Annotated in this window: 25 protein-coding genes and 1 tRNA gene; 8 read left to right on the top strand and 18 right to left on the bottom strand. The window is 64.5% G+C overall.

Annotation, left to right across the window (positions count from 1 at the left end):
* Nucleotides 1–103: 103 nt before the first annotated feature.
* The 15 genes from pilM to CFK21_RS00800 all read right to left on the bottom strand — a co-directional run bounded on the left by pilM (nucleotide 104) and on the right by CFK21_RS00800 (nucleotide 14241).
* Nucleotides 104–1036, bottom strand: coding sequence for a type IV pilus biogenesis protein PilM (pilM, locus tag CFK21_RS00870; protein WP_096363811.1), 933 nt, complete (start codon nucleotides 1034–1036; stop codon nucleotides 104–106).
* An 11-nt stretch (nucleotides 1037–1047) separates the two neighbouring features.
* Entirely contained in the window at nucleotides 1048–2343 is a 1296-nt protein-coding gene (locus CFK21_RS00865) for a WD40/YVTN/BNR-like repeat-containing protein (RefSeq protein ID WP_096363809.1), read from the bottom strand.
* A complete protein-coding gene (locus tag CFK21_RS00860) occupies nucleotides 2340–2894 on the bottom strand; it encodes a PulJ/GspJ family protein (protein WP_096363807.1) in 555 nt (184 codons plus the stop codon). The genes CFK21_RS00865 and CFK21_RS00860 overlap by 4 nt, the downstream gene beginning before the upstream one ends.
* Nucleotides 2894–3292 (bottom strand): type II secretion system protein, encoded by a 399-nt coding sequence (locus tag CFK21_RS15345; protein WP_172844226.1) that lies wholly within the window; start codon nucleotides 3290–3292, stop codon nucleotides 2894–2896. Before CFK21_RS15345 ends, CFK21_RS00860 begins: the two co-directional genes overlap by 1 nt.
* A gap of 245 nt (nucleotides 3293–3537) precedes the next feature.
* A complete protein-coding gene (locus CFK21_RS00850; RefSeq protein WP_096363803.1) occupies nucleotides 3538–3981 on the bottom strand; it encodes a GspH/FimT family pseudopilin in 444 nt (147 codons plus the stop codon).
* Nucleotides 3982–4076: 95 nt separating this feature from the next.
* On the bottom strand, nucleotides 4077–4442 hold the full coding sequence (locus CFK21_RS00845) for a type II secretion system protein (RefSeq protein ID WP_096363801.1): 366 nt from the start codon (nucleotides 4440–4442) through the stop codon (nucleotides 4077–4079).
* Between the two features lie 163 nt (nucleotides 4443–4605).
* A complete protein-coding gene (locus CFK21_RS00840) occupies nucleotides 4606–5844 on the bottom strand; it encodes a type II secretion system F family protein (protein ID WP_096363799.1) in 1239 nt (412 codons plus the stop codon).
* Between the two features lie 201 nt (nucleotides 5845–6045).
* Complete coding sequence (locus CFK21_RS00835) at nucleotides 6046–7752, bottom strand: GspE/PulE family protein (protein ID WP_096363797.1); 1707 nt, start codon at nucleotides 7750–7752, stop codon at nucleotides 6046–6048.
* 10 nt (nucleotides 7753–7762) lie between these two features.
* The gene (locus CFK21_RS00830; RefSeq protein ID WP_096363795.1) at nucleotides 7763–8872 is read right to left on the bottom strand and encodes a tetratricopeptide repeat protein; all 1110 of its coding nucleotides are present in this window, start codon (nucleotides 8870–8872) and stop codon (nucleotides 7763–7765) included.
* Nucleotides 8869–9777: an ExeA family protein gene (locus CFK21_RS00825; protein ID WP_096363793.1), complete on the bottom strand. Its 909-nt coding sequence runs from the start codon at nucleotides 9775–9777 to the stop codon at nucleotides 8869–8871. The genes CFK21_RS00830 and CFK21_RS00825 overlap by 4 nt, the downstream gene beginning before the upstream one ends.
* A gap of 21 nt (nucleotides 9778–9798) precedes the next feature.
* Nucleotides 9799–11547: a pilus (MSHA type) biogenesis protein MshL gene (gene mshL / locus CFK21_RS00820; protein ID WP_096363791.1), complete on the bottom strand. Its 1749-nt coding sequence runs from the start codon at nucleotides 11545–11547 to the stop codon at nucleotides 9799–9801.
* A 24-nt stretch (nucleotides 11548–11571) separates the two neighbouring features.
* Nucleotides 11572–11910 (bottom strand): hypothetical protein, encoded by a 339-nt coding sequence (locus CFK21_RS00815; RefSeq protein WP_096363789.1) that lies wholly within the window; start codon nucleotides 11908–11910, stop codon nucleotides 11572–11574.
* Nucleotides 11907–12545, bottom strand: coding sequence for a type II secretion system protein GspM (gspM, locus tag CFK21_RS00810; protein WP_096363787.1), 639 nt, complete (start codon nucleotides 12543–12545; stop codon nucleotides 11907–11909). Before gspM ends, CFK21_RS00815 begins: the two co-directional genes overlap by 4 nt.
* Nucleotides 12542–13174, bottom strand: coding sequence for a PilN domain-containing protein (locus tag CFK21_RS00805; protein ID WP_096363785.1), 633 nt, complete (start codon nucleotides 13172–13174; stop codon nucleotides 12542–12544). The genes gspM and CFK21_RS00805 overlap by 4 nt, the downstream gene beginning before the upstream one ends.
* A 110-nt stretch (nucleotides 13175–13284) precedes the next feature.
* Nucleotides 13285–14241, bottom strand: a complete 957-nt coding sequence (locus tag CFK21_RS00800; RefSeq protein ID WP_096363783.1) for a dihydroorotate dehydrogenase — start codon at nucleotides 14239–14241, stop codon at nucleotides 13285–13287.
* A gap of 219 nt (nucleotides 14242–14460) precedes the next feature.
* Between CFK21_RS00800 and trmL the strand changes: the two genes are divergently transcribed.
* The gene (trmL, locus tag CFK21_RS00795) at nucleotides 14461–14925 is read left to right on the top strand and encodes a tRNA (uridine(34)/cytosine(34)/5-carboxymethylaminomethyluridine(34)-2'-O)-methyltransferase TrmL (RefSeq protein ID WP_096363781.1); all 465 of its coding nucleotides are present in this window, start codon (nucleotides 14461–14463) and stop codon (nucleotides 14923–14925) included.
* Between the two features lie 78 nt (nucleotides 14926–15003).
* Here trmL and CFK21_RS00790 read toward each other — a convergent pair whose 3' ends face one another.
* Together CFK21_RS00790 and CFK21_RS00785 are read right to left on the bottom strand one after the other, a co-directional pair.
* Complete coding sequence (locus tag CFK21_RS00790; RefSeq protein ID WP_096363779.1) at nucleotides 15004–15540, bottom strand: SprT family zinc-dependent metalloprotease; 537 nt, start codon at nucleotides 15538–15540, stop codon at nucleotides 15004–15006.
* A gap of 51 nt (nucleotides 15541–15591) precedes the next feature.
* Complete coding sequence (locus CFK21_RS00785; protein WP_096363777.1) at nucleotides 15592–17115, bottom strand: hypothetical protein; 1524 nt, start codon at nucleotides 17113–17115, stop codon at nucleotides 15592–15594.
* Nucleotides 17116–17340: 225 nt separating this feature from the next.
* On the opposite strand from CFK21_RS00785, the gene rep reads away from it, so the two are divergent.
* Together rep and CFK21_RS00775 are read left to right on the top strand one after the other, a co-directional pair.
* The gene (gene rep, locus CFK21_RS00780) at nucleotides 17341–19341 is read left to right on the top strand and encodes a DNA helicase Rep (RefSeq protein WP_096363775.1); all 2001 of its coding nucleotides are present in this window, start codon (nucleotides 17341–17343) and stop codon (nucleotides 19339–19341) included.
* Nucleotides 19342–19385: 44 nt separating this feature from the next.
* Nucleotides 19386–20096, top strand: a complete 711-nt coding sequence (locus CFK21_RS00775) for a class I SAM-dependent methyltransferase (RefSeq protein ID WP_096363773.1) — start codon at nucleotides 19386–19388, stop codon at nucleotides 20094–20096.
* Between the two features lie 67 nt (nucleotides 20097–20163).
* Here the strand turns inward: CFK21_RS00775 and CFK21_RS00770 are convergent, their stop codons facing one another.
* On the bottom strand, nucleotides 20164–20946 hold the full coding sequence (locus CFK21_RS00770) for a c-type cytochrome (protein ID WP_096363771.1): 783 nt from the start codon (nucleotides 20944–20946) through the stop codon (nucleotides 20164–20166).
* Between the two features lie 237 nt (nucleotides 20947–21183).
* On the opposite strand from CFK21_RS00770, the gene CFK21_RS00765 reads away from it, so the two are divergent.
* From CFK21_RS00765 to CFK21_RS00745, 5 genes are all read left to right on the top strand, one after another.
* Entirely contained in the window at nucleotides 21184–21402 is a 219-nt protein-coding gene (locus tag CFK21_RS00765) for a hypothetical protein (RefSeq protein WP_157745210.1), read from the top strand.
* Between the two features lie 18 nt (nucleotides 21403–21420).
* Nucleotides 21421–21657 carry a flagellar biosynthesis protein FlgE gene (locus CFK21_RS00760; RefSeq protein ID WP_096363767.1) on the top strand — a complete coding sequence of 79 codons (237 nt, stop codon included), beginning with the start codon at nucleotides 21421–21423 and terminating at the stop codon, nucleotides 21655–21657.
* 718 nt (nucleotides 21658–22375) lie between these two features.
* Nucleotides 22376–22452, top strand: a tRNA-Arg gene (locus CFK21_RS00755).
* A gap of 227 nt (nucleotides 22453–22679) precedes the next feature.
* The gene (locus CFK21_RS00750; protein WP_096363765.1) at nucleotides 22680–23777 is read left to right on the top strand and encodes a DNA cytosine methyltransferase; all 1098 of its coding nucleotides are present in this window, start codon (nucleotides 22680–22682) and stop codon (nucleotides 23775–23777) included.
* A gap of 35 nt (nucleotides 23778–23812) precedes the next feature.
* Nucleotides 23813–25435, top strand: a complete 1623-nt coding sequence (locus CFK21_RS00745; protein ID WP_096363763.1) for an AAA family ATPase — start codon at nucleotides 23813–23815, stop codon at nucleotides 25433–25435.

Below are 25435 nucleotides of genomic sequence, written 5' to 3'. Positions count from 1 at the left end.
GTGATGAGTGCTGTAGGTCGGGTTAGCCTGAAAGGCGTAACCCGACATCGTCCGCCGTTGCGTCGGGTTACGCTGCGCTAACCCGACCTACGTATTCAGGGATTCACAACGCCTTGCCCTCCTCCCGCAGCGCCGCACCGACCGCCAGAAGCCCGTGCGCCCAGATCCCGGTATCGATCTCGGCACCGGAGAAGATCAGTTCGGGCGCGAGCAGCCGGCCCTCCAGCCCGACCTGTCCATGCAACTCGCTGACCAGCCCGGGCAGGGCCTCGGCCGTTGGCGCGATGTAGAGATGATTGATCGGCGCCTGCTGGAAATAGCGATCGTAGTAATCCATGGAGCGCTGGATCTCGAGTGCCAGGCTGGACACGGCCATGGCCCGGCGATCGGGGTCCGGGTCGGCCAGCGCCGCGTGTCCCAACTCGATGGTTCGGGCCAGGTACAGGGTGTTGTCGCGGCACAGCGCGATGAGGCCGCGTCCGGCCTCCAGGTACATCAGCGCCACACCCTGCTCCTGCTCCGGCAGGCGCGCGGCGAGATTGCGCAGAGCCAGTTCGGGGATGTCGATCACCGCCAGTGACAGGCCGGCCTGCTGCACGGCTCCGGCGATATGCTGGACCTGGCTGGCGCGGGTGACCACCACGTAGACCTGTTCCTGTGCGCCGCCGGCGCCGCTGGGCGGGGCGTCGAACACGTCCACCACCGCATCGTCGATGTGAAAGTCGATCAGGTCCTTGATCTGCCAGCGTACCGCCGCCTTGATCTCGTTGGGTGGCACCTTGGGCATATCCACCAGCAGCAGCTGGTAGCTGCCCAGCGGCAGGACGCAGTGCACCGCGGCGCGGCCGGGTCGGTGCTCGCGCATGAGTTGTTCCAGGGTGGCGGCATCCGCGGCACCCGTCTGATAGCCCAGGTCCAGAAGCCTGGGCGTATCGACGGTGCCGTTGATCCGTGCCAGGCTGACACCCGACTCGCCCAGCAGCACCCCGGCCTTCTCGCCGTTGCCGCTTTTGTTGAGGAAAGAGAATATGGCCATGGTGAACGCCCCTAATTAATGATTTCCCACCAGCGCGTGAGCAATACGGCACTGCTGCCGCCGCCCCCAGACGCTGATATATGTACCCCACTCAGATGCGTACCAGTGGGTGATGACATGGTCGACCAGTTGCCGTCGTATTGCAGGATCTCGCCATTACGGCCGACTGCAATGCAGTTGTCGTTGGTGTCGGGCTCGCAGGAAATTCCGTGCAGATGACGATTGGTCGGCGAGCCACCATCGATCCAGTTACCGGCGGCGTCGCCATGGAGAATAGTGCCGTTATGGCCGATGGCGATACAGAAATCATCCATCGGACATTCCACATCATACAGATGGCGATTGGTGCCGGATGAATTGCTGGTCCACCACCCGATGCCTAAGAAATCGACGCGCTCGTGAATGGTGCCATTGGCGCCGACCGCGAAACAGCGGCTGTCATCATTTGGACGGCAAGCGACACCGCTAAGGTCGCGATTGTGTAAATTGAGTTCAGGGGTGGCAGGCGAAGCGGAAATGACAGGGCCGTCGCCGACGAAATAACAACGCAAGGTATCGCAGTACACGTCGTTGTAATTGCCACCAGCGACCGGATTCCAGCTGCTGCCGTTCCAGGAGAGGATGCCGCCGGCCCCGACGGCGAAACAGGAGGTTGGATCGTCCGGCGCGCAGGCCACGCCTTCGAGGTTGCTGCCGCCCGGCGAGATGTCGCTCCAGGCGCTACCGTCCCAGTACAGGATGGTGCCGCCGTCCCCGACGGCAAAGCAGTCATCCCTTGCGCAGGTGATGTCAGTAAGACTGTTGCCGGTGATGGCGGGTTCCAGCGTCCAGGTACTGCCGTTGTAGCTGAGCAGGGTGCCGTTGGCGCCGACCGCCCAGGTGCCCCCACCGGACTGCGGACTGAGTATGCCTTCGACTGTGCGCTGGGCCCGCAGACTGCCGCCGCCGAACAGCACCCGGCCCGTGACCTGTACGCGGCAGTCGCCGCTGACATCCGTGGCCTGGGTGACCTGGAAATCGCCGCGGCCGAAACTCACCGCCGAGCCCATGACCAGGTTGATGCAGGTGACACCGTTGGCCAGGCGCTGGGCGGCGTGCTCCATGCCGGACTCGGCCAGAAACAGGGCATCGACCGCATCGGCCTGGAGGGACGAGTCGGTCACGTTGGTGGCGGACAAACGCAGGGTGACGTCACCCAGTACCACCATGACCGCGACCAGAAACACCGCCGCCACCACCAGCGCCGCGCCGCGCTGGCGGGCAGGGGGTGCAGTGAATTCCCGCTGTCGTCGGCGCACTGCCATCATTGCTGGTTCCTCAGGGCCACCCGGGTGCGCTGGGGATAGCTGTTGCCGTTGGCATCCTGCAGCACCAGTTCGAATTCGACGAAGGCAATATCGGCAGTGGAGGTGGCGGCAGTGACGCCGTCGGCCTGGTAGTAGGCCAGGCTGAAGCTGCTCACCTGGTCGGTCAGCGTCTGGGCGCCCGAAGGCGTGTCGTATTCCAGGGTGAGCGGATTGGCGCTGCCGTCGATGCTGACCCTGGTCACGGTCACACCGTCGGCCTCCAGTCGATCGAAGGACAGGCCGGTCGCAGTGGGGAAGCCATTGAAGTCATACTGTCCGGTCGCGGCCGGATCGCGGCGTACGCTGCGGATTTCGCGCGCCAGGCGTTCACTGGCCAGGCGCAGCTTGCTCAGGGTGGCGACGACGGTGCGGCTGTCGATGTAGGCCCGCGCCCCGTGGCTGATGGTATAGGCCGTGACCCCGCCGATGATGGACAGCACCAGAATGGTGATGACCATCTCGATCAGGGTGAAGCCGCACTGGCCGGCGATGTGTGGGTTCGGGCGGCGCATCAGTAGTTGGCCACCATGAGCGTGGTCTCGGCGCGGACCTGGGCGTCGGCGTCGGTCACGGTGATCACCACCTGGCGGCAGTCGGCTACCGGGCAGGCCGCGCCGGCGTAGGCCGAGACCACGGTGGTGCGGGTATAGCCGGTGTAGTTGCCGGCCAGGGTTTCGCTGGTGGTGCCGGCCGGCACCGCGCTGTAGTTGTTGAGCCGGCGGTCGGCCAGCAGTTGCTCGGCGCGGGCCTGGGCCAGCTGGCTGGCGGTCTGGATGCGCTCGTCCAGCATCCAGCTCTGCGCGCTCTGCATGAACTGAGTGCCGATGGCCAGCGAGGCCAGCGCCAGGATGACGATCACCATGACCAGCTCGATCAGACTGAAGCCGGTTTGCCTTTCAGAAATGGCCACGGAAAACACGGAATGTTCAAATCTGCCATGAGATCCACCATTACCGTCATCCCGGCGCAGGCCGGGATCCAGGCATCCACCGAAGCCTGTATGGAAAGACTCTGACGACCCTGTCAACCCGGCGCAGACCGGGTTGAACCGGCCGCAGCGGTTACTGGATCCCGGCCTGCGCCGGGATGACGGGGAGCTTGATCGCTCCTTGTGGCTATTCACGTCCGTGCTTTCCGTGTTTTCCGTGGCCATTATCAAGGCCCGCTCACGAAGCCGGTGACCGGCGCCACAGTGACTGCGGCGGTATCGCTGCTGCCGCTGAGACTGAAACCGACGGCCGCGCTGGCGAGACTGCCGCTGCTCAGCGGGCGGCCCAGGGAGTCGAACTCGATCGAACCGCCACCGAGGCTGACACCGTTGTCGAGCGTCTGGATGAAATTCTGCTGGGTGGCGGGATCGGTGATGACGCTGGCGCCGTCGGTGACCCGGTAGCCGCTGCCGGTGGCTTCCAGCCGCAGGGTCCGGCCCTGCTGCATGGCCAGCATCTGGGTATGGCGCAGATCGCGCGCCAGCTGTTCGGCCTGGACGCTGACCGTGGCGTCACCGAAGGACCAGCGGGTGCCGACATAGGCTGCCAGCACGGCCATGACCAGCATGACCACGATCAATTCGACCAGTGTGAATCCCTGTTGTCGCATGACGCCGTTTCCTTCCGGTGCCCGGGACGCAAAAGGGTGGGCACGATGGCCCACCCTCTTGCGCGTGCTTACAACCAGTGGGCCGTCAGGCCGTATCAGATATTCCCGACACAGCGTATAGTGTCACCGACCGCGCTGCTGGCCGTGGAGCAGTTGGTATCGGTGTAGGTCGGCACGGTGGAGATGGTGCCGCCGATATCCACTTCGATGCCGGTGCCGGAAGCATTGATGTTCTCGCCCTGGACATAGGTGGACAGTTCGGTGACGGTCGGGAAGCGCTTCAGATCGGCGATGGCCACGGCGTGGGCGGCCTTGACGGCACCGCTCATCCCGCGCTCGGCGGCAGTCTGCGCCTCGGATTCCAGATCAACGAAGATCGGCGTGGCAATGGCCCCCAGAATACCGAGGATGACGATCACCATCACCAGCTCGATCAGAGTAAAACCGGATTGACGTTGCATGTTCGTGCTCCTTTGGTCGTAAAATCATCCACATGGGGTCACTGCCCTGTGTATGGGGTTAGCGTCCCGGTATTTGAAAACCTTTAGGGGTCGGGCGCTAACTTTTTGTGGGTGAAAATTCCGCTCCATTACCCCTGCCCCTCTCCCCGAGGTGGAGAGGGGGTCAGGCCCCCGGTGTCGGCTTGCCCAGGATGGCGCCGGCCATGCCCCACATGGGCAGGAAGATGCCCAGTGCCAGCACCAGCACCATGATGCCGATGACCACGGTCAGGATGGGCTCGATGCTGCCGGCCAGGCGCTCGATGCTGTATTCCACCTCCTGGTCGTAGTAGCGGGCGACCTCGCCCAGCAGCTCGTCCAGGGTGCCGGACTGTTCGCCCACCGCCATCATCTGCAGCACCAGCGGATCGAACAGGCCGGAGGCCACTGCGGTGTTGGTGATGGAATCGCCGCGCTCGATGCCGGTGCGCATGGCCAGCACCCGTTCCTCGAAATAGTGGTTGTCCACCGCCTTCGAGATCACGGTGAGCGTGGTCATCAGCGGCACCCCGGCCTTGTGCGCCAGGCTGAACAGGCGCGCATAGCGCGACAGGGTAGCCTTCTCCAGTACCGTGCCGACCAGCGGCAGGCGCAGCTTGAAGCGGTCCCAGCGGTAGCGTCCGGACTCGCTGTTGAGATATATCCGCAGGCCGAAGAAGCTCCCGATGAGCAGGGCCAGCAACACCGGCCACTGATTGACGAAGAAGTCCGACATAGCGATCAGGAAACGGGTCATCACCGGCAGTTCGGCATCGTAGCGGGCGAACACATCGCTGAAGGCCGGGATGACGAACACATTGATGATGGCCAGCGCGATGGCGATGGCGCTGATCACGAAGATCGGGTAACGCAGGGCCGACTTGATCTGATCGCGGGTCTTCTTCTCGCGTTCCAGGTAGTAGGCCAGCTGCAGAAAGATCTCCTCCAGCTGGCCGGTGGTCTCGCCCACCCGCACCAGGCTTATATAAAAGGAACTGAAGATGGCCTCGTGCCGGGCCAGGGCGCTGGCCAGGTCGTGACCAGCCTCGAGCATGTCGCTGATCTCGGCCAGGGCTTTCGCCAGGGTGCGGTTGCGGGTGGTGCCGGTCAGGCCGTTCAGGGCCGACAGGATGGGCACGCCGGCGCGCAGCAGGCTGTGCATCTGGCGGCTGAACTGGATCAGGTCGGCGAGTTTGACCTTCTCCGGAAAGATGTCGTTGAGGTCACGGTTCCAGTGGCTTTTCACCTGCGCCGGCTGGATGTCGATGGGCACCAGCCCGCCCTCGATCAGGCGCCCGGCCACGGCATCGATGGTGTTGGCCTCCACCGTGCCCTCGATGGCATCCCCGCGCGGCCCGCGGGCCTTGTACTCAAACAGCGGCATGGAGGTGCTCCGGGGTGGGTGGTATTAACGCAGAGGGCGCGGAGGCACGGAGGCGCAGAGATAAATTAATATTGCGCAGCATGCTCGCCTGATGAGGCATGAGTGCGGCAACACGGCTGAACGGCACATCCGTGGTTCTGACATTTTTAAAACACTCCGCGCCTCCGCGCCTCCGCGCCTTCTGCGTTCCCATCACCAACCTCACTCGATCCAACCCGTCAGGCGCATGGCCTCTTCCAGCGAGGTCTGGCCCGCCCCGGCCAGGTCGAGGGCGTGGTGGACCAGCGGCCGGTAGCGTGATTCGGCAGAACTGATGCGCTCGAAGGCGCTCTGGTCGTTCTGGCGCAGGGCGTCGATCAGATCGGGGGTGAGTTCCAGGATTTCGTACACACCGGTGCGGCCGCGATAGCCGGTGTGGTTGCACTTGTTGCAGCCCGCGCCTTCATAGAAGACGGCGGGCGTCGTGTCCCTGCCCTCCAGGGCCTGCAGCCAGGCATGCTCGGCCGCCGTGGGCGTGTGCTCGTTGCGACAACTCTCACACAGGGTGCGCACCAGTCGCTGGGCGACGATGGCGCTGACCGAGGAGGCCACCAGGTAGGGTTCCAGACCCATGTCGATAAGGCGGATGGCACTGCTGACCGCGTCGTTGGTGTGCAGGGTGGACATCACCAGGTGGCCGGTCAGCGAGGCCCGCAGGGCGATCTCGCCGGTCTCCTGATCGCGGATCTCGCCGACCAGGATGATGTCGGGGTCAAGGCGCAGGGTGGTACGCAGGACCTCGGCAAAGCCGAGGCCGATCTTGGGATTGACCTGGACCTGGTTGACCCGAGACATCTGGATCTCGACCGGGTCCTCGACGGTGATGATCTTCTTCTGCGGCCGGTTCAACTCGCCCAGCGCGGCGTAGAGCGTGGTGGTCTTGCCGCTGCCGGTCGGGCCGGTGACCAGCACCAGGCCGTGCGGCTTGTGGATCTGGCGGCGGAAGCTGGTCAGCACCGCCGCCGGCATGCCCAGGTCGTCCAGGTTGAAGCGTCCGGCGTCCTGGTCCAGCAGGCGCAGCACCGCGGCCTCGCCGTTCTGGGTCGGCACGGTGGCCATGCGCACGTCGATCTGGGTGTCCTTCACCTTCAGGGTGAAGCGCCCGTCCTGCGGCTTGCGCCGCTCGGAGATGTCGCCGCCGGCCATGAGCTTGAGCCGTGAGACCAGGGCGGCGGCGATGCGCTTCTCGTCCATCACCTGTTCGTGCAGCACGCCGTCGACGCGGCGGCGGATGCGCAGCACGTCCTCGTCGGGCTCGATGTGGATATCCGAGGCCTTGGCGCGGACTGCATCCTCGAAAATCGTCTGCAGCAGCTTGACCACCGGGGCATCGGACTGGCTGGATTCGGCGGTCAGGTTGCCCAGGTCGAAGGCGTTCTCGGACAGATCCTGGCCGATCTCGGAGGCCAGGTTGCGGATCTGGGCGCCGTGCTCGTACATCTGATCGATGGCGTGCAGCAGGTCGGACTCCTTGACCACGGCCAGGGTGAGCGGGCGCTTGAGCACCCGGGCCAGTTCGTCGAAGGCGAAGATGTCGGTGGGATCGCCCATGCCGACCAGCAGACCGGTCGGGGTCTCCTTCAGTACCAGGGCGCGGTAGCGGCGGGCGAAGGTCTCGGGAAGCCGCTGCACCACGGACGGATTGAGCTCGAAGGTGCCCAGGTCGATGTAGGGCATGTCCAGCTGTTCGGACAGCAGTTTGAGCAGTGCATCCTCCTGTACATAACCGTGATCGATCAGCACCCGGCCGAGCTTGCGGCCGCTTTTCTTCTGCTCGGCCAGTGCGGCCGAAAGCTGGGACTCGGAAATGATCCGGTGCTCGACCAGCAGGTCGCCGATGCGGACTTTCTTGGGCGCGGTCATGGCCATATCCGTTTCCTTACTGGCGTCCGAGAAGATGATTGAGTCGCTGCAGCCGCTGTTCGGCGTAGCGGCGGGCATCCGGGTTCAGGCCCGGGTTCTCGATGGCGCTGCGGTAGGCGCCGGCGGCACGCGGCAGCTCGCCGCTACCCTCCAGTGCCAGCCCAAGACCCAGCCACCAGGCCGCACGTTGCGGCGCCAGTGACAGGGCGCTGCGGTAGCTGGCGTCGGCGTCGGCGTAGCGCTGGTTGCGCTGGTAGACGCCGGCCAGCAGGGCCAGGTAATCGGCGTCATTCACGGCGTTGACCAGGGCGGTCTCCAGTACCTCGATGGCGGCATCGTCACGGCCCTGATCCAGGATCAGGCGGGCATAGGGCTGCGCCAGGGAAGGGGCCAACGGGCGGCGTTCCAGGCCGGCGGCGAGTACCTGCTCGGCCTCGCGCTGGCGGCCCTGGTAGAGCAGTACCCCGGACAGGGACTCGCGCGCCTGCAGGTGGTCAGGGTCGACCTGGAGCGCGGCCTGCAGGCCGCGCTCGGCCAGTCGCCACTGGCCCTGTTCGAGGGCCGCGACGCCTTCGGCGAAATGTTGTTCCGCCACCTCGGCCGCGCTGAGGGGACGCGCTGTCTTGCGCATGTTCGGGATGGCCGCCGTCGCGGCTGTTGCCGCTGTAGGCGCCGTGGCGTCATGCCGGGCGGGTTCAGCGGCGGTCGTACCGGATGGCGTTGTCGGGACGGCCGGTTCGGCCCTCGACGGGCTGACGCCGGTCGAGGCAGGGTGAGCGTTATCCACCACGGCGCCGGCGTGGACGGCTGTGGCCGGCGCCGGTGAGGACAGGGCCGAGATGTCAGCGGCCGGCCGCAGCGGCAATGCCGGCTGCGCAACCGGCGCCTCGACCGCTGCCGGACGGGGGCGTTCGCTGGTCACGGTGGATTGCTGCGGTGGCTGCAGGTAGACCCAGGCCAGGGTGCCGACCAGGCCGAGCAGGACCAGCGTCCCGAGGGCGATGCCGGCCTTGTGGGCCGAGCGCGTGGCCGGCGGCGCCGAACGCAGGCCTTCCAGGGCCGCATCCAGCGGTTGTGCCTCGCGGCGTGCGTCGAGATCGCGCAGGACCTGGTTGACCAGGCTCATGCCAGCGTCCCCAGCAGCAGGAAGGCGCCGGCTCCGGCGCCGGCGACACCGGCCGCGCCCAGGGTCAGGTGCCAACCGGAGAACAGGCCGGTCGGGGCGGTGTCTTCGGTGTCCCGGATGGCACGGCGCGCGTCACGGTCCGTGACCCGGTGGGCGCCGGTGCCGAAGGCCGACATCAGGGCCTTGTGGCCGAGGATGTTGATCAGGCGCGGGATGCCGCGCCCGGCCCGGTGCAGCCGGCGCAGGGCACGCGGGGTGAACAGCCCGGTCTCGGGCCGGCCGGCCGCGGCCAGCCGGTGCTGCACATAGGCGCGGGTCTCGGCCGCGGTCAGGGGCCGCAGTCGATAACTGAAGATGATGCGCTGCCTGAGCTGACGGATGCGCGGCTGCTCCAGTCGGGCGTCCAGTTCGGGCTGGCCGAACAGGACCACCAGCAGCAGCTTCTGTTTTTCGGTTTCCAGATTGGTCAGCAGCCGTATCGCCTCCAGCGTCTCGTCCGGCAGGGCCTGGGCCTCGTCGATGAGCAGCACCACCTGTTTGCCGGCGGCGGCCAGTTCCAGCAGGCGGTCGGTGATCAGTTTCAGCAGTCGGTGCTGGCCCAGGTTGCGCGGAAATTCCAGCCCCAGTTCCTCGGCGAAGGCCATGCGCAGGGCGGTGGCATTGACGAAGGGATTGGGCAGCCAGGCGGTGACGATGCTTTCATCCAGACTGTTGAGCAGCTTGCGGCACAGCAGCGTCTTGCCGGTGCCGACCTCGCCGGTGACCTTGATGAAGCCGGTGCCGCTGCGCAGCGCGACCAGCAGCGTGTTCAGCGCCTCCTGGTGACTGGGCGACTCATAGTAGAAACCGGTGTCCGGCGTGATATTGAAGGGCGCCTCACGCAGACCGAAGTGTTCGAGGTACATTCCCTTGCCTTCCCTGTGCGTTCAGCGCAGCCCGGCAGGCCCCGGCGCCTGCATGCGTCCGATGCGTTCGGCCGACTGACGGACCTGGTCGTTCCAGACCTGACCGCCGCTGCCGGAGGTGACGATGGGCCGCAGCAGTATGACCAGCTCGCTCTTGGTCTTGCGTTCGCGCTGGTGCTGGAACAGCTTGCCGAACATGGGCACGTCGCCCAGCCCCGGGGTCTTGGCCACCTCGTTGGTCTGCTGGTCCTTCATCAGGCCGCCGATGACCACGATCTGGCCGCTGCGGGCGCGGATGATGGTGTCGGACTCGCGGATGCTGGACAGGGCCAGCGGGATCTCCAGGCTGGTTTCGGTGGAGACATTGATGCTCTTGGTGCGCTCGCTGACCTCGCTGACCGTGGGATGGATGTGCAGCGTGACCTCGTCATCGGCGCTGATCTGCGGGATCACGTCCAGCGCCACCCCGGAGAAGAAGGGGGTGAGCTCGACATTGACCGACTGGTTGGTGGTGTTGAGCGTGGTGTTGGTATCGGTCTCCACGTCGGTGACGAAGAACTCATCCGTGCCCACCTTGATCACGGCCTTCTGGTTGTTGACCGTGGACACCCGCGGGCTGGACAGCACCTGCACCTTGCCCTGGCTCTTGAGCAGTTCGAGAAAGGCGGTGAAGTCGTTCATGTTGATGGACAGGAAGTTCATACCGCCGAAGCTGGAGGTCTCGGCCGCGATGATGCCTGCGCCCGGGCTCAGGGTGACCGGGGAGCCGGCGAATTCGGATACACCGTCGGTGATGATGCTGCCGCCGCCGGCCTGGCCGCCGAACACGGTCTGACCCGTCTTCGGCTCGCCCAGTGCGCTCCAGTTGATGCCGGTGCGGAAACCCTCGTTGAGTTCCACCTCGACGATCTTGGCCTCCAGGATGACCTGGCGCTGGACCACGTCCTGCAGCGTGGCCAGGTATTCCTCCACGTCGCGCAACTCGCCCGGCAGGGCGCGCACCACCAGGATGCCGGCCTGGGCGTTGATCACCACCCGGCGGCCCTCCTCCTCGCCGATGAGCATGGTCAGGGCATCCCTGAGTTCGCTCCAGAAATCGGATTCGGAACGGGTGTTGACCTCGCTGCCGGACACCGAGGCGCGGTTGCTGCCGCTGTCGGAACGGCTGCTGCTGGAGCCGCTCTCGCTATCATCATCACCGCCGCCGCCGGCGGCCTCGCTGACCTGACCCGAACTGACCCGGGTGCGCGAACTGCCGGTGCGCTGGATATTGAGGTAGTCCACCTTGAACACCCGCGAGCGCATGCGCGCCGGCATCACCTGGTAGACGTTGCCGTTGCGGCGGTACTCGTAGCCATAGACGTCACGCACCGTCTGCATGACCTCCTCGACGCTGACGTTCTTGAGGTCCAGGGTCAGGCTGCCGGCCACGTCGGGATGCACCACCATGTTGTAGCTGCTGTCCTCGACCAGACCGATGAAGAACTGCCGGGCCGGGATCGCGTTGACCGCGATGTCAAAGCGCGGCTCGACCCTGCGGGCCGATGCCGGCAATTCCACCGAAACCGGGGGCAGCAGCGTGTCCTGCACCTGCGGGGGCAGCGCGGGCCCGGCCTCGCGGGGGGCGGTTTCGGCTGCGGCCATGGCGGTGTCGATACTCTCCAGGTTCGGGGCAACGCTGCGGGCATCCTGTTCGGGCAGGTGCTGGCAGCCGGCCGCGCCAAGCGCGGCGACGAGGATCAGGGAGAGTGCGGGGGTCGGAGATTTCATGGTCACGGTCCTTCGCCTGCCCGTTCAGGGGCGCTGTTTTATCCTGTTGGGTTGCAATCGCAGGGTGCTGCGACCGCTGGCCGTTTCGATCATGACGGCGCCGTGGCGAATGCGCAGGATGCGCACCCCGCCCAGGCGGTCGCCTTCCGTCACCCGGATGCCGTTGATGACGGCCTCGCGGCGGTTTTCCGTCACCCGGGTCCAGGTCAGCCCTGCATCCGCCCCGCCCTGCGCCCCGCCCTGTCCGCGCGGGTTGGGCGCGGTCGGGTCGGTCAGGGTGGAGGCTGCGGCCGGTCCGGCCGCAGCGCCGCCCAGCAGCAGCAGGGCGGCCAGTACCGCAGGCTTGGCAGGGGCTGTCCTCATGAGTGTCCGAGTGTGTATAAATTCAGTTTTATCATGGCATTAGGGTGATCCTTCACCTCATACTCCAGGCTGTCCCAGAACAGGGTCCAGGGCAGCTGCTCGACCTGCTGCAGGAAGCGGCGGGTGGCGTCATAGCCGCCTTCCATCTCCAGGGTCAGGTTGTAGCGGCCGACCGCCGGGCCGTCCGTTGCAGCGGTCGGGCCCTTGTTGAACAGCGGGGCGCCGGCATGGCTGTGCAGCTGGCGCAGCTGCAGTCCCCGCGACTGCGCCAGGATGCTTTGCAATAATTGCGCCGCCTGCTGCGGGGCTAGTACCCCGCCCAGCCGCGCCTGCAGCCGGGACTCGCGCTCGGCGAGCTGCGCCTGCAGCGCGGCGATGCGGTCATGGCGTTCCTGTTCCGGGGTGGCGCGGCCGCTGGCCAGATCGCGGGAACGGATCTCCAGCGCAGTCAGGCGTGTCTGCAGGCTTTCCAGTTCGGCCTGGCCCTGGTGCAGGGCCTGCCAGGTGGGCTGAATCAGCAGCAGGTAGAGGAGATAGCCCAGGATCAGGCCGGTGGTCAGCAACAGGAAGGCGCGCTCACGCAGTGACAGCGCATCGATGCGGGCCTGCCAGTTCCTGAAGGTGTCCATGTTCATGAAGTCGGTTCCCTCCCGTCCGCCCGGCGGCTGAGCCGCGCGCTGTCGGTGTGGCGGTTGCTGAGACTGAAGCGCACGCCCCCGGTCTCGGGGCCGTTGTCGATGCGGACCTGGCTCAGCCCGAGTTCGCCGAGGTGATCGCTGGCGCCGAGCTGTTCCAGGTAGGCGGGGACACGCTGGGCGTCCCAGGCCCGGCCTTCCAGGGTCGCGCCGCCGTCGGCCAGCAGTTCGATGCGGGTCAGCCACAGGTCGGTTGTCTGCACCCGGGCCAGGCCGGTCAGCAGGGCGGAGAAGCGCCGTTCCGGCGCCTGGAAACTGTCCAGTTCCTCCAGCACCTGATCCAGCAGGCCGCGGCGCTGTTCCAGCTGCGCAATCCGGTTGTCCAGCGTCTCGAGTTCGCTGCCGGCCTGGGCCTGTTCCAGGGCATCGATCTGCTGGTTGAGGCGGACGTGCTGGGTTTCCAGGGCGACCAGGTTGTGCTCGACCTGGGCCAGCTGCCAGCGCAGCCCGGCATAGATCCCGAGCAGCACCAGGACGGTGATGCCGAGCAGCTGCAACAGGGTCAGCGCCGAGAAGACCTTCTTCTCGTGACGGAAGACCGGTTGATAGAGGTTGATTTGTTGATACATGTCACAGATATCGGACGCAGCGCGCCGCGCTTTATAGTGCGGCGCGGGTTTTTTTCCAGCCTGTGCCGGAAGTTACGTCGATATCTTGACGCGGGAAGGGAGGCGGCGGGTCAGCAGGCCGTCGCGCCGTTGAGGATGAGGGTATCGGTCAGTTGGTTCACCGAGGCCAGTTCGTGCCGGTCGAGATAGTCGAGAATGCCCCGGTTGATGCGCTGACAGATGAGCGGATCGTAGAAGAGCGCGGTGCCCACACCCACGGCGCTGGCGCCGGCAATGAGGAATTCGAGGGCGTCCTCGGGCGTGGTCACCCCGCCCTGGCCGATGATGGGAATGCCGTGGGCGCGGCAGACCTGGGCGACCTGATGCACCTTGAGCAGGGCGATGGGCTTGATCGCCGGGCCGGACAGGCCGCCCTGGTTGTTGCCGATCACCGGGGTGCGGCTGTCGATGTCGATGGCCATGCCCATCAGCGTGTTGATCACGGCGAAGGCATCCGAGCCGGCCTCGATGCAGCGCCGGGCGTTCTCGGCGATATCGGTCTGGTTGGGCGAGAGCTTGGTGATCAGCGGCTTGTCGGTCACCGCCCGGCAGGTCTCGACCACGCGCGCGGACATGTCCGGGTCGTTGCCGAAGGCCACCCCGCCCTCCTTGACGTTGGGGCAGGAGATATTGATCTCGATGGCGTCGATGGGCGAGTCGTCGAAGCGCCGGGTGACCGCCTCGTATTCCTCCAGGGTGGAGCCGGAGACATTGGCGATGAAGCGGGTCTCGTCGAAATCCAGGGTGGGCAGGATCTCGTCGACCACCTTGTCCACGCCCGGGTTCTGCAACCCGATGGCGTTGAGCATCCCCGCCGGGGTTTCGTAGACCCGGTGCGGCGGGTTGCCCAGCCGCGGTGCGCCGGTGGTGCCCTTGAGGCAGATCGCTCCCACGTCGCGGTTGGAGAAGCCGGCCACCCGGGTGTACTCCTCGCCGAAGCCCACGCAACCCGACAGCAGCACCAGCGGGCTGCTGAAGTGCAGGCCGCAGAAGTCGATGGCCAGTTTGTCGGATAGCGTGTCTGTCATAGTTCACTTGTCTTGGACGTCACGGGCACGTCATTGCGAGCGTAGCGTGGCAATCTCATAATGCAGCATCTAACGGTGGGAGATTATTCGCCACGCTCACCCCTTCGGGGCCGCCCTGCGGGCGTTCTGCGCTCGTAAACTCGCTTGTGCCGCGGCGCTGCGCGCCTCGCAATGACGAGTCTGTTGCATTGCGCGTGCTGCGACGCCAATACTCAATATATGCTGCACGTTGTCCTGTACCAGCCGGAGATCCCGCCCAACACCGGCAATATCATACGCCTTTGCGCCAACACTGGCAGCCGCCTGCACCTGGTGGAGCCGCTGGGGTTCGACTGGGACGACCGCCGGCTGCGCCGGGCCGGGCTGGATTATCGCGAATTCGCCGAGGTGACGCTGCACGCGGACCTGGATCGCTGCCTGCAGGCGCTGCCCGATGCGCGCCTGTTCGCCTTCTCCACCCGCGGCCGGAGGCGTCACACCGAGGCCGGCTTCCGCGCCGGTGATGCGCTGCTGTTCGGCCCCGAGACCCGCGGCCTGCCCGCCTCGGTGCTCGCTGAATTGCCCGCGAACCGGGTCCTGCGTCTGCCCATGCGCCCGGACAGCCGCAGCCTCAATCTGGCCAATACCGTGGCGGTGGCGATGTACGAGGCCTGGCGGCAGCTCGGGTTCGAGGGCGGTGTCTGAAAATTTCGTGGTTGCGTAGGTCGGGTTAGCGCAGCGTAACCCGACATGCCGCGGAAACGTCGGGTTACGCCTTTCAGGCTAACCCGACCTACTGTACTGCAGCCGCTGTCCGCAGGACCGGCAGTGATAGGCCGTGCCGGCCTGTACGCGGTGATGGCGGGTGGTGCTGAGTTCATGCTGGCGGCAGCCACAGCGATAGGCATGGCGCCGTTGCCGGCGCACCGGCACGCCGTCCAGCGCATAGTCGCCGGTGGCCCGCGGCGTCGCGCCGAAGGCGCGCATGAGCGCCCGCCATTCCCGGCCGTGCGGTGCCGTCCGGCCGAATCGCTGCCAGACCAGATAGTGGGCGACCTCGTGCGGCACCGTCTCACGCAGGTGGCCTGCAAGGTCGAGCGCGAACACCCGGGGGTTGTAGCGGATGCCGGCCCGACCGACCCGGACCCGGAACTGTCCCGCCGCCCGGCCCCGCAGGTCGAAGTCGATCGCCGGCAACGGGGCGCTGCATCCGAGCAGCCGGTTGCCGCGGCCTAGGTACAGGCGCGTCTGCTCCCGCACCTGCTGTTGCTGCAGCGGCGTGATGGGGGCGACGGTCGGGCGGGCGGCGGAGGCGGTCATCGTGTGTGAACGATGCGGCGCCGGCGCGCGGCAGTCAAGCCTCGGCCCGGTTCAGCTCACCCGCCGGCGGATGGTCTGTCCTTCATGGGCGGGAAAGCGGGTGATGTTGCCGCGGCGGTTGCGGAACTCGGAGATCAGCCGGCAGGCAGGGACGACATAGCGTTTGTCCATCTCCATGGCCTGTTCCAGCAGCCGGATGCCGCGCTCCTCTCCCAGGCCGGTGAAATACTTGCCGGCGCCGAACACAATGCGGGCGTCATCCGGATTCCGGGCCAGGATCTGCTCGTAGGCGTCGCAGGCCTCCTGGCTCGTACCGTAGCGTTTGACCAGCGCGGCGAACTCCATCGCCTGCCGGCCGCGCAGGCCATCGCTGCCGGCCTCGGCTCTGAGCGCCTCCAGACGCTCGCGTTCGGCGCAGCTTTTCTGGTGACGCAGTTGCCAGGCATCCCGTTCGCGCGCCTGCCAGGCGGCATCGACGCGTTCCAGCAGCCCCGTGTGTGCATCCTCCAGCAGCGCATCGGCCGCGGGCGGCGCGGGCAGCCCGGGGAACTGCGCCTCGCCGGCGGCGATGGCCTGCAGGCGTTGCTTGAGGCACGGCATGCTCTCGCTGCCGCTGCCGCGGGCCCAGGCCTCGCGCAGCCAGCGCCGGGCCTCATCGGTCTCCAGCCGCCGCGGCAGCAGCACGCCGAGGTTGCGGTAGGGGTTGATGGTGGGCTCGGGGGCCTTGTCGGCGATGTGATGCACGCTGGGCCAGTAATCCTGTTCCAGGAACCGACCCATAACGCTTTGCATGACCATCCACTCGGCGGTGTCCTCGTAGCCCAGGGTACGCAGGGCATGGCGGTCACGCGCATGCTGCTGGGCCGGCATCAGGGGCGCGGTGAAGCGGTGGAACAGCCGGGTATAGCGGTCGAAGAAACGCCCGATCAACAGCCGGGCCGGGCCACTGCCGGCGCAGAAATGATTGCGGTACTGAACCCAGAGCTGGCGCAGCTGGGTGATCCAGCTGCCGAGCTGCATGCGCTGGCGCGACAGTTCGCCCAGTTGGGAGGCGATCCAGGCCTTGAGCTGGGCCTCGCTCAGGCATTGCAGCGCCGGCATGCCGATCAGCAGCGTGTGGGTCATGACCAGGGGAAAGCCGCTGACCGGCGTGCGCAGCAGGCGCACGTCGAACTCACCGGTGATGCGGATCTCGTGCACTGTGGCACCCTGCAGTTCATGGCGCACGGATTCAACCAGTGCGTGCAGCCTCGGGGCCTCGCTCAGGCTGACCACCTCGCCTTCCGGCCGCGCGAAACGGGCGCGGCCCAGCACCAGGGTGCCGCTCAGGCCGAGTGCGAGCAGGGCATGATCGAGGTAGCCCCAGGGGGTCTCGGGCAGCAGCCCGTTGGCGGCCAGGCGCAGCCCGGCGATCAGAACCAGCAGCGGGAAGGCGACCAGCCAGGCATAGCCGGACAGCGCCAGCCCGGCGGCGGCAGCGCGGTAGCGCAGGGGGTGCTCGGCATGCCAGCGCCCGGGCAGCTGCTGCCAGGAATCGCGCAGGGACTGTATTCGATCGGTAACGGATTCCAGCATGGGGCGGCCTCAATACGATTACGGGATGCTCACCCCATCGGCACGGCAGGACCGGCCTTGTGCGGCCTCCTTCACAACTCCGGGAGACAGTGCCCGCGAGCCGGGCGGAATTGCCACACGGATCACAAAACCCATCGCAATCCGGTACCTGCAATCACGATTTATGGTCCCGGCGAAAGCGGGTAGAATGCCGGTTCATTCACTACCGTGCAGCGCATCCCATCCGTGGCAGATCTCAATCCCCAGCAGCGTGCCGCCATGCGGCATGTCGACGGCCCCCTGCTGGTCCTGGCCGGCGCCGGCAGCGGCAAGACCCGTGTCATCACCTGCAAGATCGCCCACCTGATCGAGGATCATGCCCTGTCGCCGCGTTACATCACCGCCGTGACCTTCACCAACAAGGCCGCCCGGGAGATGCGCGAGCGCGTCGGCCGGATCCTGAGCCGCGGCCAGGGCCGCGGCCTGTCCATCTCGACCTTTCATACGCTGGGCCTGAACATCCTCAAGCGCGAGCACAGGCGCCTGGGCTTCAAGGCCAGTTTCAGCATCCTGGATGCGGCCGACAGCGCCCACCTGATTCGAGAACTGATCGGCAAGTCACGCCTGGCGCTGGATCCGGACGCCGCGCGCTGGCAGATCTCAGATTGGAAGAACGACCTGATCTATCCGCAGCAGGCGGTGGAACAGGCCGCGGATGACCGCGCCATGGCCTGCGCCCAGCTCTATGCCCAGTATCAGCGCAGCCTGAAGGCCTACAACGCCTTCGATTTCGATGACCTGATCCTGCAGCCGGTGCGTCTGTTCCAGTCCGACCTGGAGGCGCGCGAGCACTGGCAGGGTAGGATCCGCCATCTCCTGGTGGACGAATACCAGGACACCAACGGCGCCCAGTACGAACTGGTCCGGCAGCTGGTCGGGCGGTTGGGATATTTCACCGCCGTGGGCGACGACGATCAGTCCATCTATACCTGGCGCGGTGCCCGACCCGAGAACCTGGCTCGGCTGCAGGAGGATTATCCCCGCCTGAAGGTGATCAAGCTGGAGCAGAACTACCGTTCCAGCGGCTGCATCCTCAAGTGCGCCAACACGCTCATCGGCAACAATCCGCACCTGTTCGAGAAGAAGCTCTGGAGCGCGCTGGGCTACGGCGAGCCGCTGCGCATCATCGGCTGCCGCGACCCCGACCACGAGGCCGAACGCGTGGTGTCCGAGATCCTGCACGCCAAGTTCACCCATGGCGCGCGCGACGGCGATTTCGCCATCCTCTACCGCGGCAACCACCAGTCGCGCCCGTTCGAGAAGGCGCTGCGCGAGCACCGCATCCCCTATCATCTGAGCGGCGGCATGTCCTTCTTCGAGTACAGCGAGATCAAGGATCTGGTCGCCTACCTGCGGTTGCTGGTCAACGAGGACGATGACCGCGCCTTCCTGCGCGTGGTCAACACCCCGCGGCGAGAGATCGGCACCACCACGCTGGAAAAGCTCGGCGAGTACGCCAGCGACCGCGGTGTCAGCCTGTTGTGCGCCTGCTACGAACTGGGACTGGCGCAGCACCTGAACAGCCGGGCGGTGAAGAAGCTGCAGGAGTTCGCCAACTGGGTGGTGAGTATTGCCGAGATGGCGAAGGGCGGTGATCCCATCGAGGTGTTCCGTCAGCTGCTGAGCGACATCGATTACGCCGGCTGGCTGCAGGCGCAGGCGAAGGATACGGACGAGGCCGACCGGCGCTGGGCCAACGTCGAGGAACTGGTGAGCTGGATGCAGCATGCGCAGCGGCAGCTCGACGGCGATGTCACCCTCGGCGACATCGTCGGCCGCATGAGCCTGATGGACATCCTGGACCGCAACCAGGACGATGCCGGCGGCGACATGGTGCACCTGATGACGCTGCACGCAGCCAAGGGCCTGGAGTTCCCGCATGTCTACCTGGTCGGCATGGAAGAGGAGATCCTGCCGCATCGCACCAGCCTGGAAGAGGACAGCCTGGAGGAGGAGCGCCGGCTTGCCTACGTCGGCATCACCCGGGCGCAGAAAACGCTGACCTGCACCTTCGCCCGCAAGCGCAAGCGCGCCGGTGAATGGCTCAGCACCGAGCCGAGCCGTTTCCTGGAGGAACTGCCGGCCGACGATATCGTCTGGGTGGACCGCCGGACCGAGGTCGATCCCGAGGCGCGCCAGGAGCGCGGCAAGGCGCATCTGGCCAATCTGAAATCGATGCTGTCCTGAGCAGCTGTTCCGCAGTCCGAGAAGGGAGCGCCATGTCAGTAACCATGCATATACATAATCCCGAACCGGGGCTGGTGGTGGATGAATTCGATGTCTACACCGAACTGCTGCCGCTGGATGGCGCCGGGATCATCGAACTTGGCTGCGGTGCCGCGCAGCACACCCGCGCCATTGCGGGAACCGGACGCCCAGGGTCCATCCTGGCCTGCGAAGTCGATACGGTGCAGCACGAGAAGAATCTCGCCATTGACGACCTGCCGGGTGTGACCTTCGTCCATGCCGGGGCCGAGGCCATCCCGGCAGAAGATGCCAGTGCCGACATCGTGATGATGTTCAAATCCCTGCACCACGTGCCGGTTGAGCTCATGGACACGGCCATGGGCGAGATTGCCCGGGTGCTGCGTCCGGGGGGTATGGCCTACATCTCCGAGCCGGTCTACGCGGGCGATTTCAACGAGGTGCTGCGCCTGTTCCATGATGAGCGCGAGGTGCGCGAGGCGGCCTTTGCCGCGGTGCGGCAGGCGGTGGAGGCCGGTCTGCTGGAACTGGCCGGCCAGCACTTCTTCCAGACCCGGATGGCGTTTGCCGATTTCGCCGACTTCGAGCAGCGGGTGCTGAATGTCACCCATACCCGGCATGAACTCGCCCCCGAACTCCATGACAGGGTCCGCAGGACGTTCGAGCAGCATCAGGGCCCCGAGGGTGCGCGCTTCCTCATGCCCATCCGGGTGGATCTGCTGCGCCGGCCGGGCTGAACCCGGGCATGAAAAAACCCCGCCGCGGTCACCCGGGCGGGGTTTTTTTCATGCCCGATGCTCAGGCTTACTGGCTTTCGGCCACCATGTGCTCGACCACGGCGCGGATCTCGGCCTCGGAGCAGTCCATGCAGGTGCCCATGGGCGGCATCGCATTGAAGCCCTCGACGGCATGCTTGACCAGGGTGTCCATGCCCTTGTCGATGCGCGGGGCCCAGGCGTCGGCCTTGCCCAGCACCGGGGCGCCGGCCGCGCCGGTGCCGTGGCAGGCGAAGCACTTGCTCTGATAGATCTCCTTGGCGCGCGCCTCGTCGACGCCGCCGCTTTCGGCTGCTGCAGCCTTCGCCGGGGCTGCGGGCTCGGCAGAGGCTGCGGCTGCGGCAGTACCGGCCTCGGCCTCGATGCCGCTTTCGTTGAGCATGTAGGCGATCGCGCCGCGCAGTTCATCGGCCGAGCAGTCGGCGCAGGTGCCTTTGGGCGGCATGGCGTTCAGGCCGTTGGTGGCCGTTTCCAGCAGGCCGTCGAGGCCCTTCCCGGCGCGCGGCGCCCAGGCGGCGTTGTCGCCGGTCTTGGGCGCGCCGGCAACACCACTGCCGTGGCAGGCGATGCAGAAGTTGTTGTAGATGTCGCTGCCGCTGCGGGTGGCACCGCCGCCGGTCTCGGCCGCCGCGTCCGCCTCGCCGGCGGCCGACTTGCCGGCGACCTTGACCGTTCCGACGGGCGCGATCTGGGCTTCGATGTTCTCCGCCTGCATGGGATCGTCAGCGGCCTGGACGCCGGCGGCCAGGAACAGCCCCAGCAGCAGGGTGCTGCCAAAGCGTGTGAAATTCGCGCATGTCACCTTATACATCGGTTCCTCTCCATCGTGAGTCAAATCCGTGCCGATTCCGGCTCAAGGCGCGTGAGTATAACGAGAAAGGCCCGCGGCGGAAAACCGCGCGGCCCGGGCCATCAGGGTTCAAGTCAGGGCCGGCTCCGCCGCTAACCCCTTCAGGAAGGACTCCAGGCCCGCCCAGGGACGCGTGCAGGCCGCCGGAGCGGAACCGGGTACCCCAGGATTTGTTTGAACAACAGTGGCTTGCATGCAATGAATGTGCATCCTGGTGCGGCCCCGTTGCCGCCGAACAGCCCGGAACCGCTGCGCCCGCCCCAGGCCAGACCGGCGCAGGAAAGCGCGCGCCCGGTCCAGCCCGCCCAGCGCGGCGAGGCGGCCAGCGAGCAGCCGCAGCAGCGTGACCCGGCCCAGGGGCAGGGCGCCGAGCGCCCGGAAGGGACGCGGGGCGGTATGCTGGACGTATTCGCCTGAGATGGCGGGAGAGAGGCAATGAAGATCGACAACGCCATGCAACTCGGCCTGCTGGGGCTGAACCGCAGCCTGGCGGGGATGCGCGACACAGCCGGACAGATTGCCGGTACCGGCCAGCTGCAGGCCGAATCGCCCGCCGGGCTGGCCGGTGCCCTGGTGGAGCTCAAGACTTACGAGTTGCAGGGACAGGCGTCGGCGCAAGTGGTCAAGACGGTCGATGAGATGATCGGCAGTCTGTTCGACGATCAGGCCTGAGGACACTCCCTCGCCCCCTCACCCTGACCCTCTCCCACCAGGGGAGAGGGAACTCTTCTCCTGATGTGTTCGTTTATCCCTGACAGGCCAGCGGCATGGACCGCGCGGGCCGGGCGCAGTAAACTACATCGTTTCCGCGCCCGTAGCTCAGCTGGGTGAGCCGCGATTCGCGCAGCGAAGGCAAGGCCATTTAACATGGCCTTGCCAGAGGCGAACGCCCGGACGCCTGCGTTCGGGCCGGGGAAGCGGCGCAGCCGCGCGAGCGCCGCCCGTATCGCCCGCAAGGGCGATCAGGACTCCCCACATACATGATAAACTGCCACTCGTTTAGCGCCCGTAGCTCAGCTGGGTGAGCCGCGATTCGCGCAGCGAAGGCAAGACCATTTAACATGGCCTTGCCAGAGGCGAACGCCCGGACGCCTGCGTTCGGGCCGGGGAAGCGGCGCAGCCGCGCGAGCGCCGCCCGTATCGCCCGCAAGGGCGATCAGGATTCCCCATATACATGATAAACTACCACTCGTTTAGCGCCCGTAGCTCAGCTGGGTGAGCTGCGATTCGCGCAGCGAAGGCAAGGCCATTTAACATGGCCTTGCCAGAGGCGAACGCCCGAACGCCTGCGTTCGGGCCGGGGAAGCGGCGCAGCCGCGTGAGCGCCACCCGTATCGCCCGCAAGGGCGATCAGGACTCCCCACATACATGATAAACTACCACTCGTTTAGCGCCCGTAGCTCAGCTGGATAGAGCGCCACCCTCCGGAGGTGGAAGTCAGGGGTTCGAATCCCTTCGGGCGCGCCATATTTATCAATGATTTACAGAGATTTCGGTCCCCGCGCCGGGATTTTTGTGCCCAAATTGTGCCCATCCAGTGCCTAAACTAATCTTAGGCAACGCAATTGGTGCGTCGCCACTATCGCTAATTAATCCTGGTGACTGATACAGTTGTTCCGGGAATGAGACGTGTAGCTCGCTTGCTGGGCTTCGTTTAAAATCATCGCGATAGCACTTCAAGAATCTCCTGTAGGATGGCTAAAAAGAAAAAGCTGACCGCTGGCCAAAAGGCCTCTACGCAGATCCGAGCTGTGGATTTGTTCTGCGGAGCGGGTGGCCTCACTCACGGCCTGTTGTCGGCAGGGATAGATGTACGAGTTGGTTACGATCTCGATAAAGCCTGCGCTTTTCCCTATGAAGAAAACAATGCCCCGGCTCGCTTCGAGAGTAGGGATGTTTCGTTATTGACTGGGGGTGAATTGTGCGAGCAATGGGATGGTGGGGTTTCACTGCTAGCCGGTTGCGCCCCGTGCCAGCCATTCTCGCAGTACATGCAGGGTAATAAGGCGATCAAAGGCGATAATAAGTGGAGCCTTCTCACGGAGTTCGCGCGCTTGATTCGAGAATCCAGCCCTGATCTGGTAACCATGGAGAATGTGCCGAACCTGGTAAAACATCGCGTTTTTCACGACTTTTTGTCCACACTCGTAGAGCTTGATTATGAGTTCGACTATCAAGTCCTCGAGTGTCCTCGGTATGGTATCCCTCAGAGCCGAAATCGCCTGGTATTGATCGCATCCAGATTGGGTTCACCGAAATTAATAGATCCTACTCATGAGCCGTCGCAATTCGTCACCGTGCGTGATGCTATTGGCAAGTTACCTGAACTCAAAGCTGGGCAGGCAGATTCAGAAGACGCACTTCACAAAGCGGCAAAACTCTCGGAAATTAATCTGAAACGTATTCAAAACTCCATCCAAGGCGGTAGCTGGTCAGACTGGCCCGACAATTTGATAACCGATTGTCACAAACGGAAATCGGGCGAGCGGTACTACAGCGTATACGGGCGCATGCGGGAAGATTTGCCAGCTCCCACAATGACTACGCTTTGCTATGGCTATGGTAATGGTCGATTCGGTCATCCTATTCAAGACAGGGCAATCTCTCTACGAGAAGCCGCAATATTTCAGACGTTTCCTCCCGACTACAAGTTCTGCCCGTCGGATCAGTCACCAGAATTCCGCACGGTCGGGCGATTGATTGGAAATGCGGTGCCCGTACGATTAGGCGAAGTGATCGGTTTGAGCTTGCGAAAACATATCGGCGAAATCGGTGACGCCCTCATCTGCTGAGCCGCCATCTGCGGAAGGCAACATGCCCAAGGGATATGGCTAGAATTCTCCCAGCTTCAGTGCAGCCTCGTACTCCCTATTCCGAGATCCTCGTGAGGGAGTCCCTAGAACGTCTTAATGATGAGTGGACAATTTTTCACTCAGTCGCTTGGCAATCTCTCCGTAACGGACGCCAAGGGGATGGAGAGGCTGACTTTATCCTCATGCACCCTGAACACGGGCTTATCGTCATTGAAGTTAAGGGCGGTGAGGAAATAATAATCGAAGACGGACAATGGTTCTCACGCCATAGCCAGAAAGGAACGCTGGAAAGCATAAAGAACCCATTCACCCAAGCGACCGCATCAAAATATGCGCTTTTGAATTACCTAAAGGAACTCTCTATCCCGACGAACACGGTACCTATCCTCCACGGTGTGTGCTTTCCGGGTGCGACTGTCGATAAATCGATCGGTACCTATGGTCCGCTGGAGATTGTGTGGAGTAAGAACGACTTGGATTATCCAGCTGAGATGGTTCAAAGACTACTCAATCACTGGAAGGAAAACGCTCATATTGCACCGGCGACTATGAAGAAAATCCGGCAGTTGCTTGCGCCAACAGTAACCGTCAAACGCCGGCTCAAAGATGACGTTACGGATTCAGAGAGAGGTCTCCTCCAGCTTACGGATCAGCAGGTCCATGCTTTCAGTATGTTAAGAAAAATTCGGAAAGCCCTAGTGACTGGAGGTGCAGGAACAGGAAAAACTCTGCTTGCAGCTCATCGTGCGAAGTTGTTCTCTCAGGAAGGTCACCAGGTTCTACTGGTTTGCTACAATACCCTATTGTCTCGGTGGCTTAACGAGGAGTTCGATGGCGACCCGAATGTAACCGTTTCGACCTTCCACTCGCTTTGCTTTTCCGAGATGGCGGCCGCCTCCAAGAGCCCTCCTCCAGAGCCTGATGATTTATGGTGGGAGATCGACGCTCCTGAATCACTCGTTGCAGCAGCGCAGGCTAATGGTACCCGATTCGATGCTATCATTGTGGATGAGGGTCAGGACTTTTCGCGAGATTGGATCGCGGCATTGTCCATGATGACTCCGGATGATGAAAATACGCCTTTCTACGTCTTTGCCGATTCGCACCAAGAAATGTATGGGCGTAACTGGGGAATACCAGATCATTGGCCTGTATTTCCGTTGGATACCAACTGTAGAAACACAAATCAGATCGCGGAGCGCGTATCGGGGGTTTTCGGTGAGTCAATCAAGACGCGAGGTATCGATGGCCCTCCCGCGATTCACTACGATTATCGCCCGGGCTCCGGAAGTACGGCTCTTGTAGAGCAGGTCGTGGAACGACTATTGTACGAGGAAGGACTTCGTCCCGATCAAATCACCGTGCTCAGCGATAACAAAACATATATTGAAAGCCTGAGGGAGATCGGAATTGGTGAGTATTCGTTTACAGAATACGGCAAGGTCGGTGTTGTGGCAGAGACCATTAAGCGATTTAAAGGCCTTGAGTCCGATGCAGTGATATTGGTGCTTGCAAGCACTAATAATGATGATTCAGCATGCGAGCTGTCTATGCCTTATGTGGGCATGAGCCGAGCCAAAAGCCTGCTTTTTGTTCTTTCTTCTCCTGGTATGCGAAAGGCCATCGGCTGGAAATAG

The sequence above is a fragment of the Thiohalobacter thiocyanaticus genome (genome assembly GCF_002356355.1).
GTDB lineage: Bacteria > Pseudomonadota > Gammaproteobacteria > Thiohalobacterales > Thiohalobacteraceae > Thiohalobacter > Thiohalobacter thiocyanaticus_A.
This window is presented reverse-complemented; position numbering and strand designations above follow the sequence as displayed.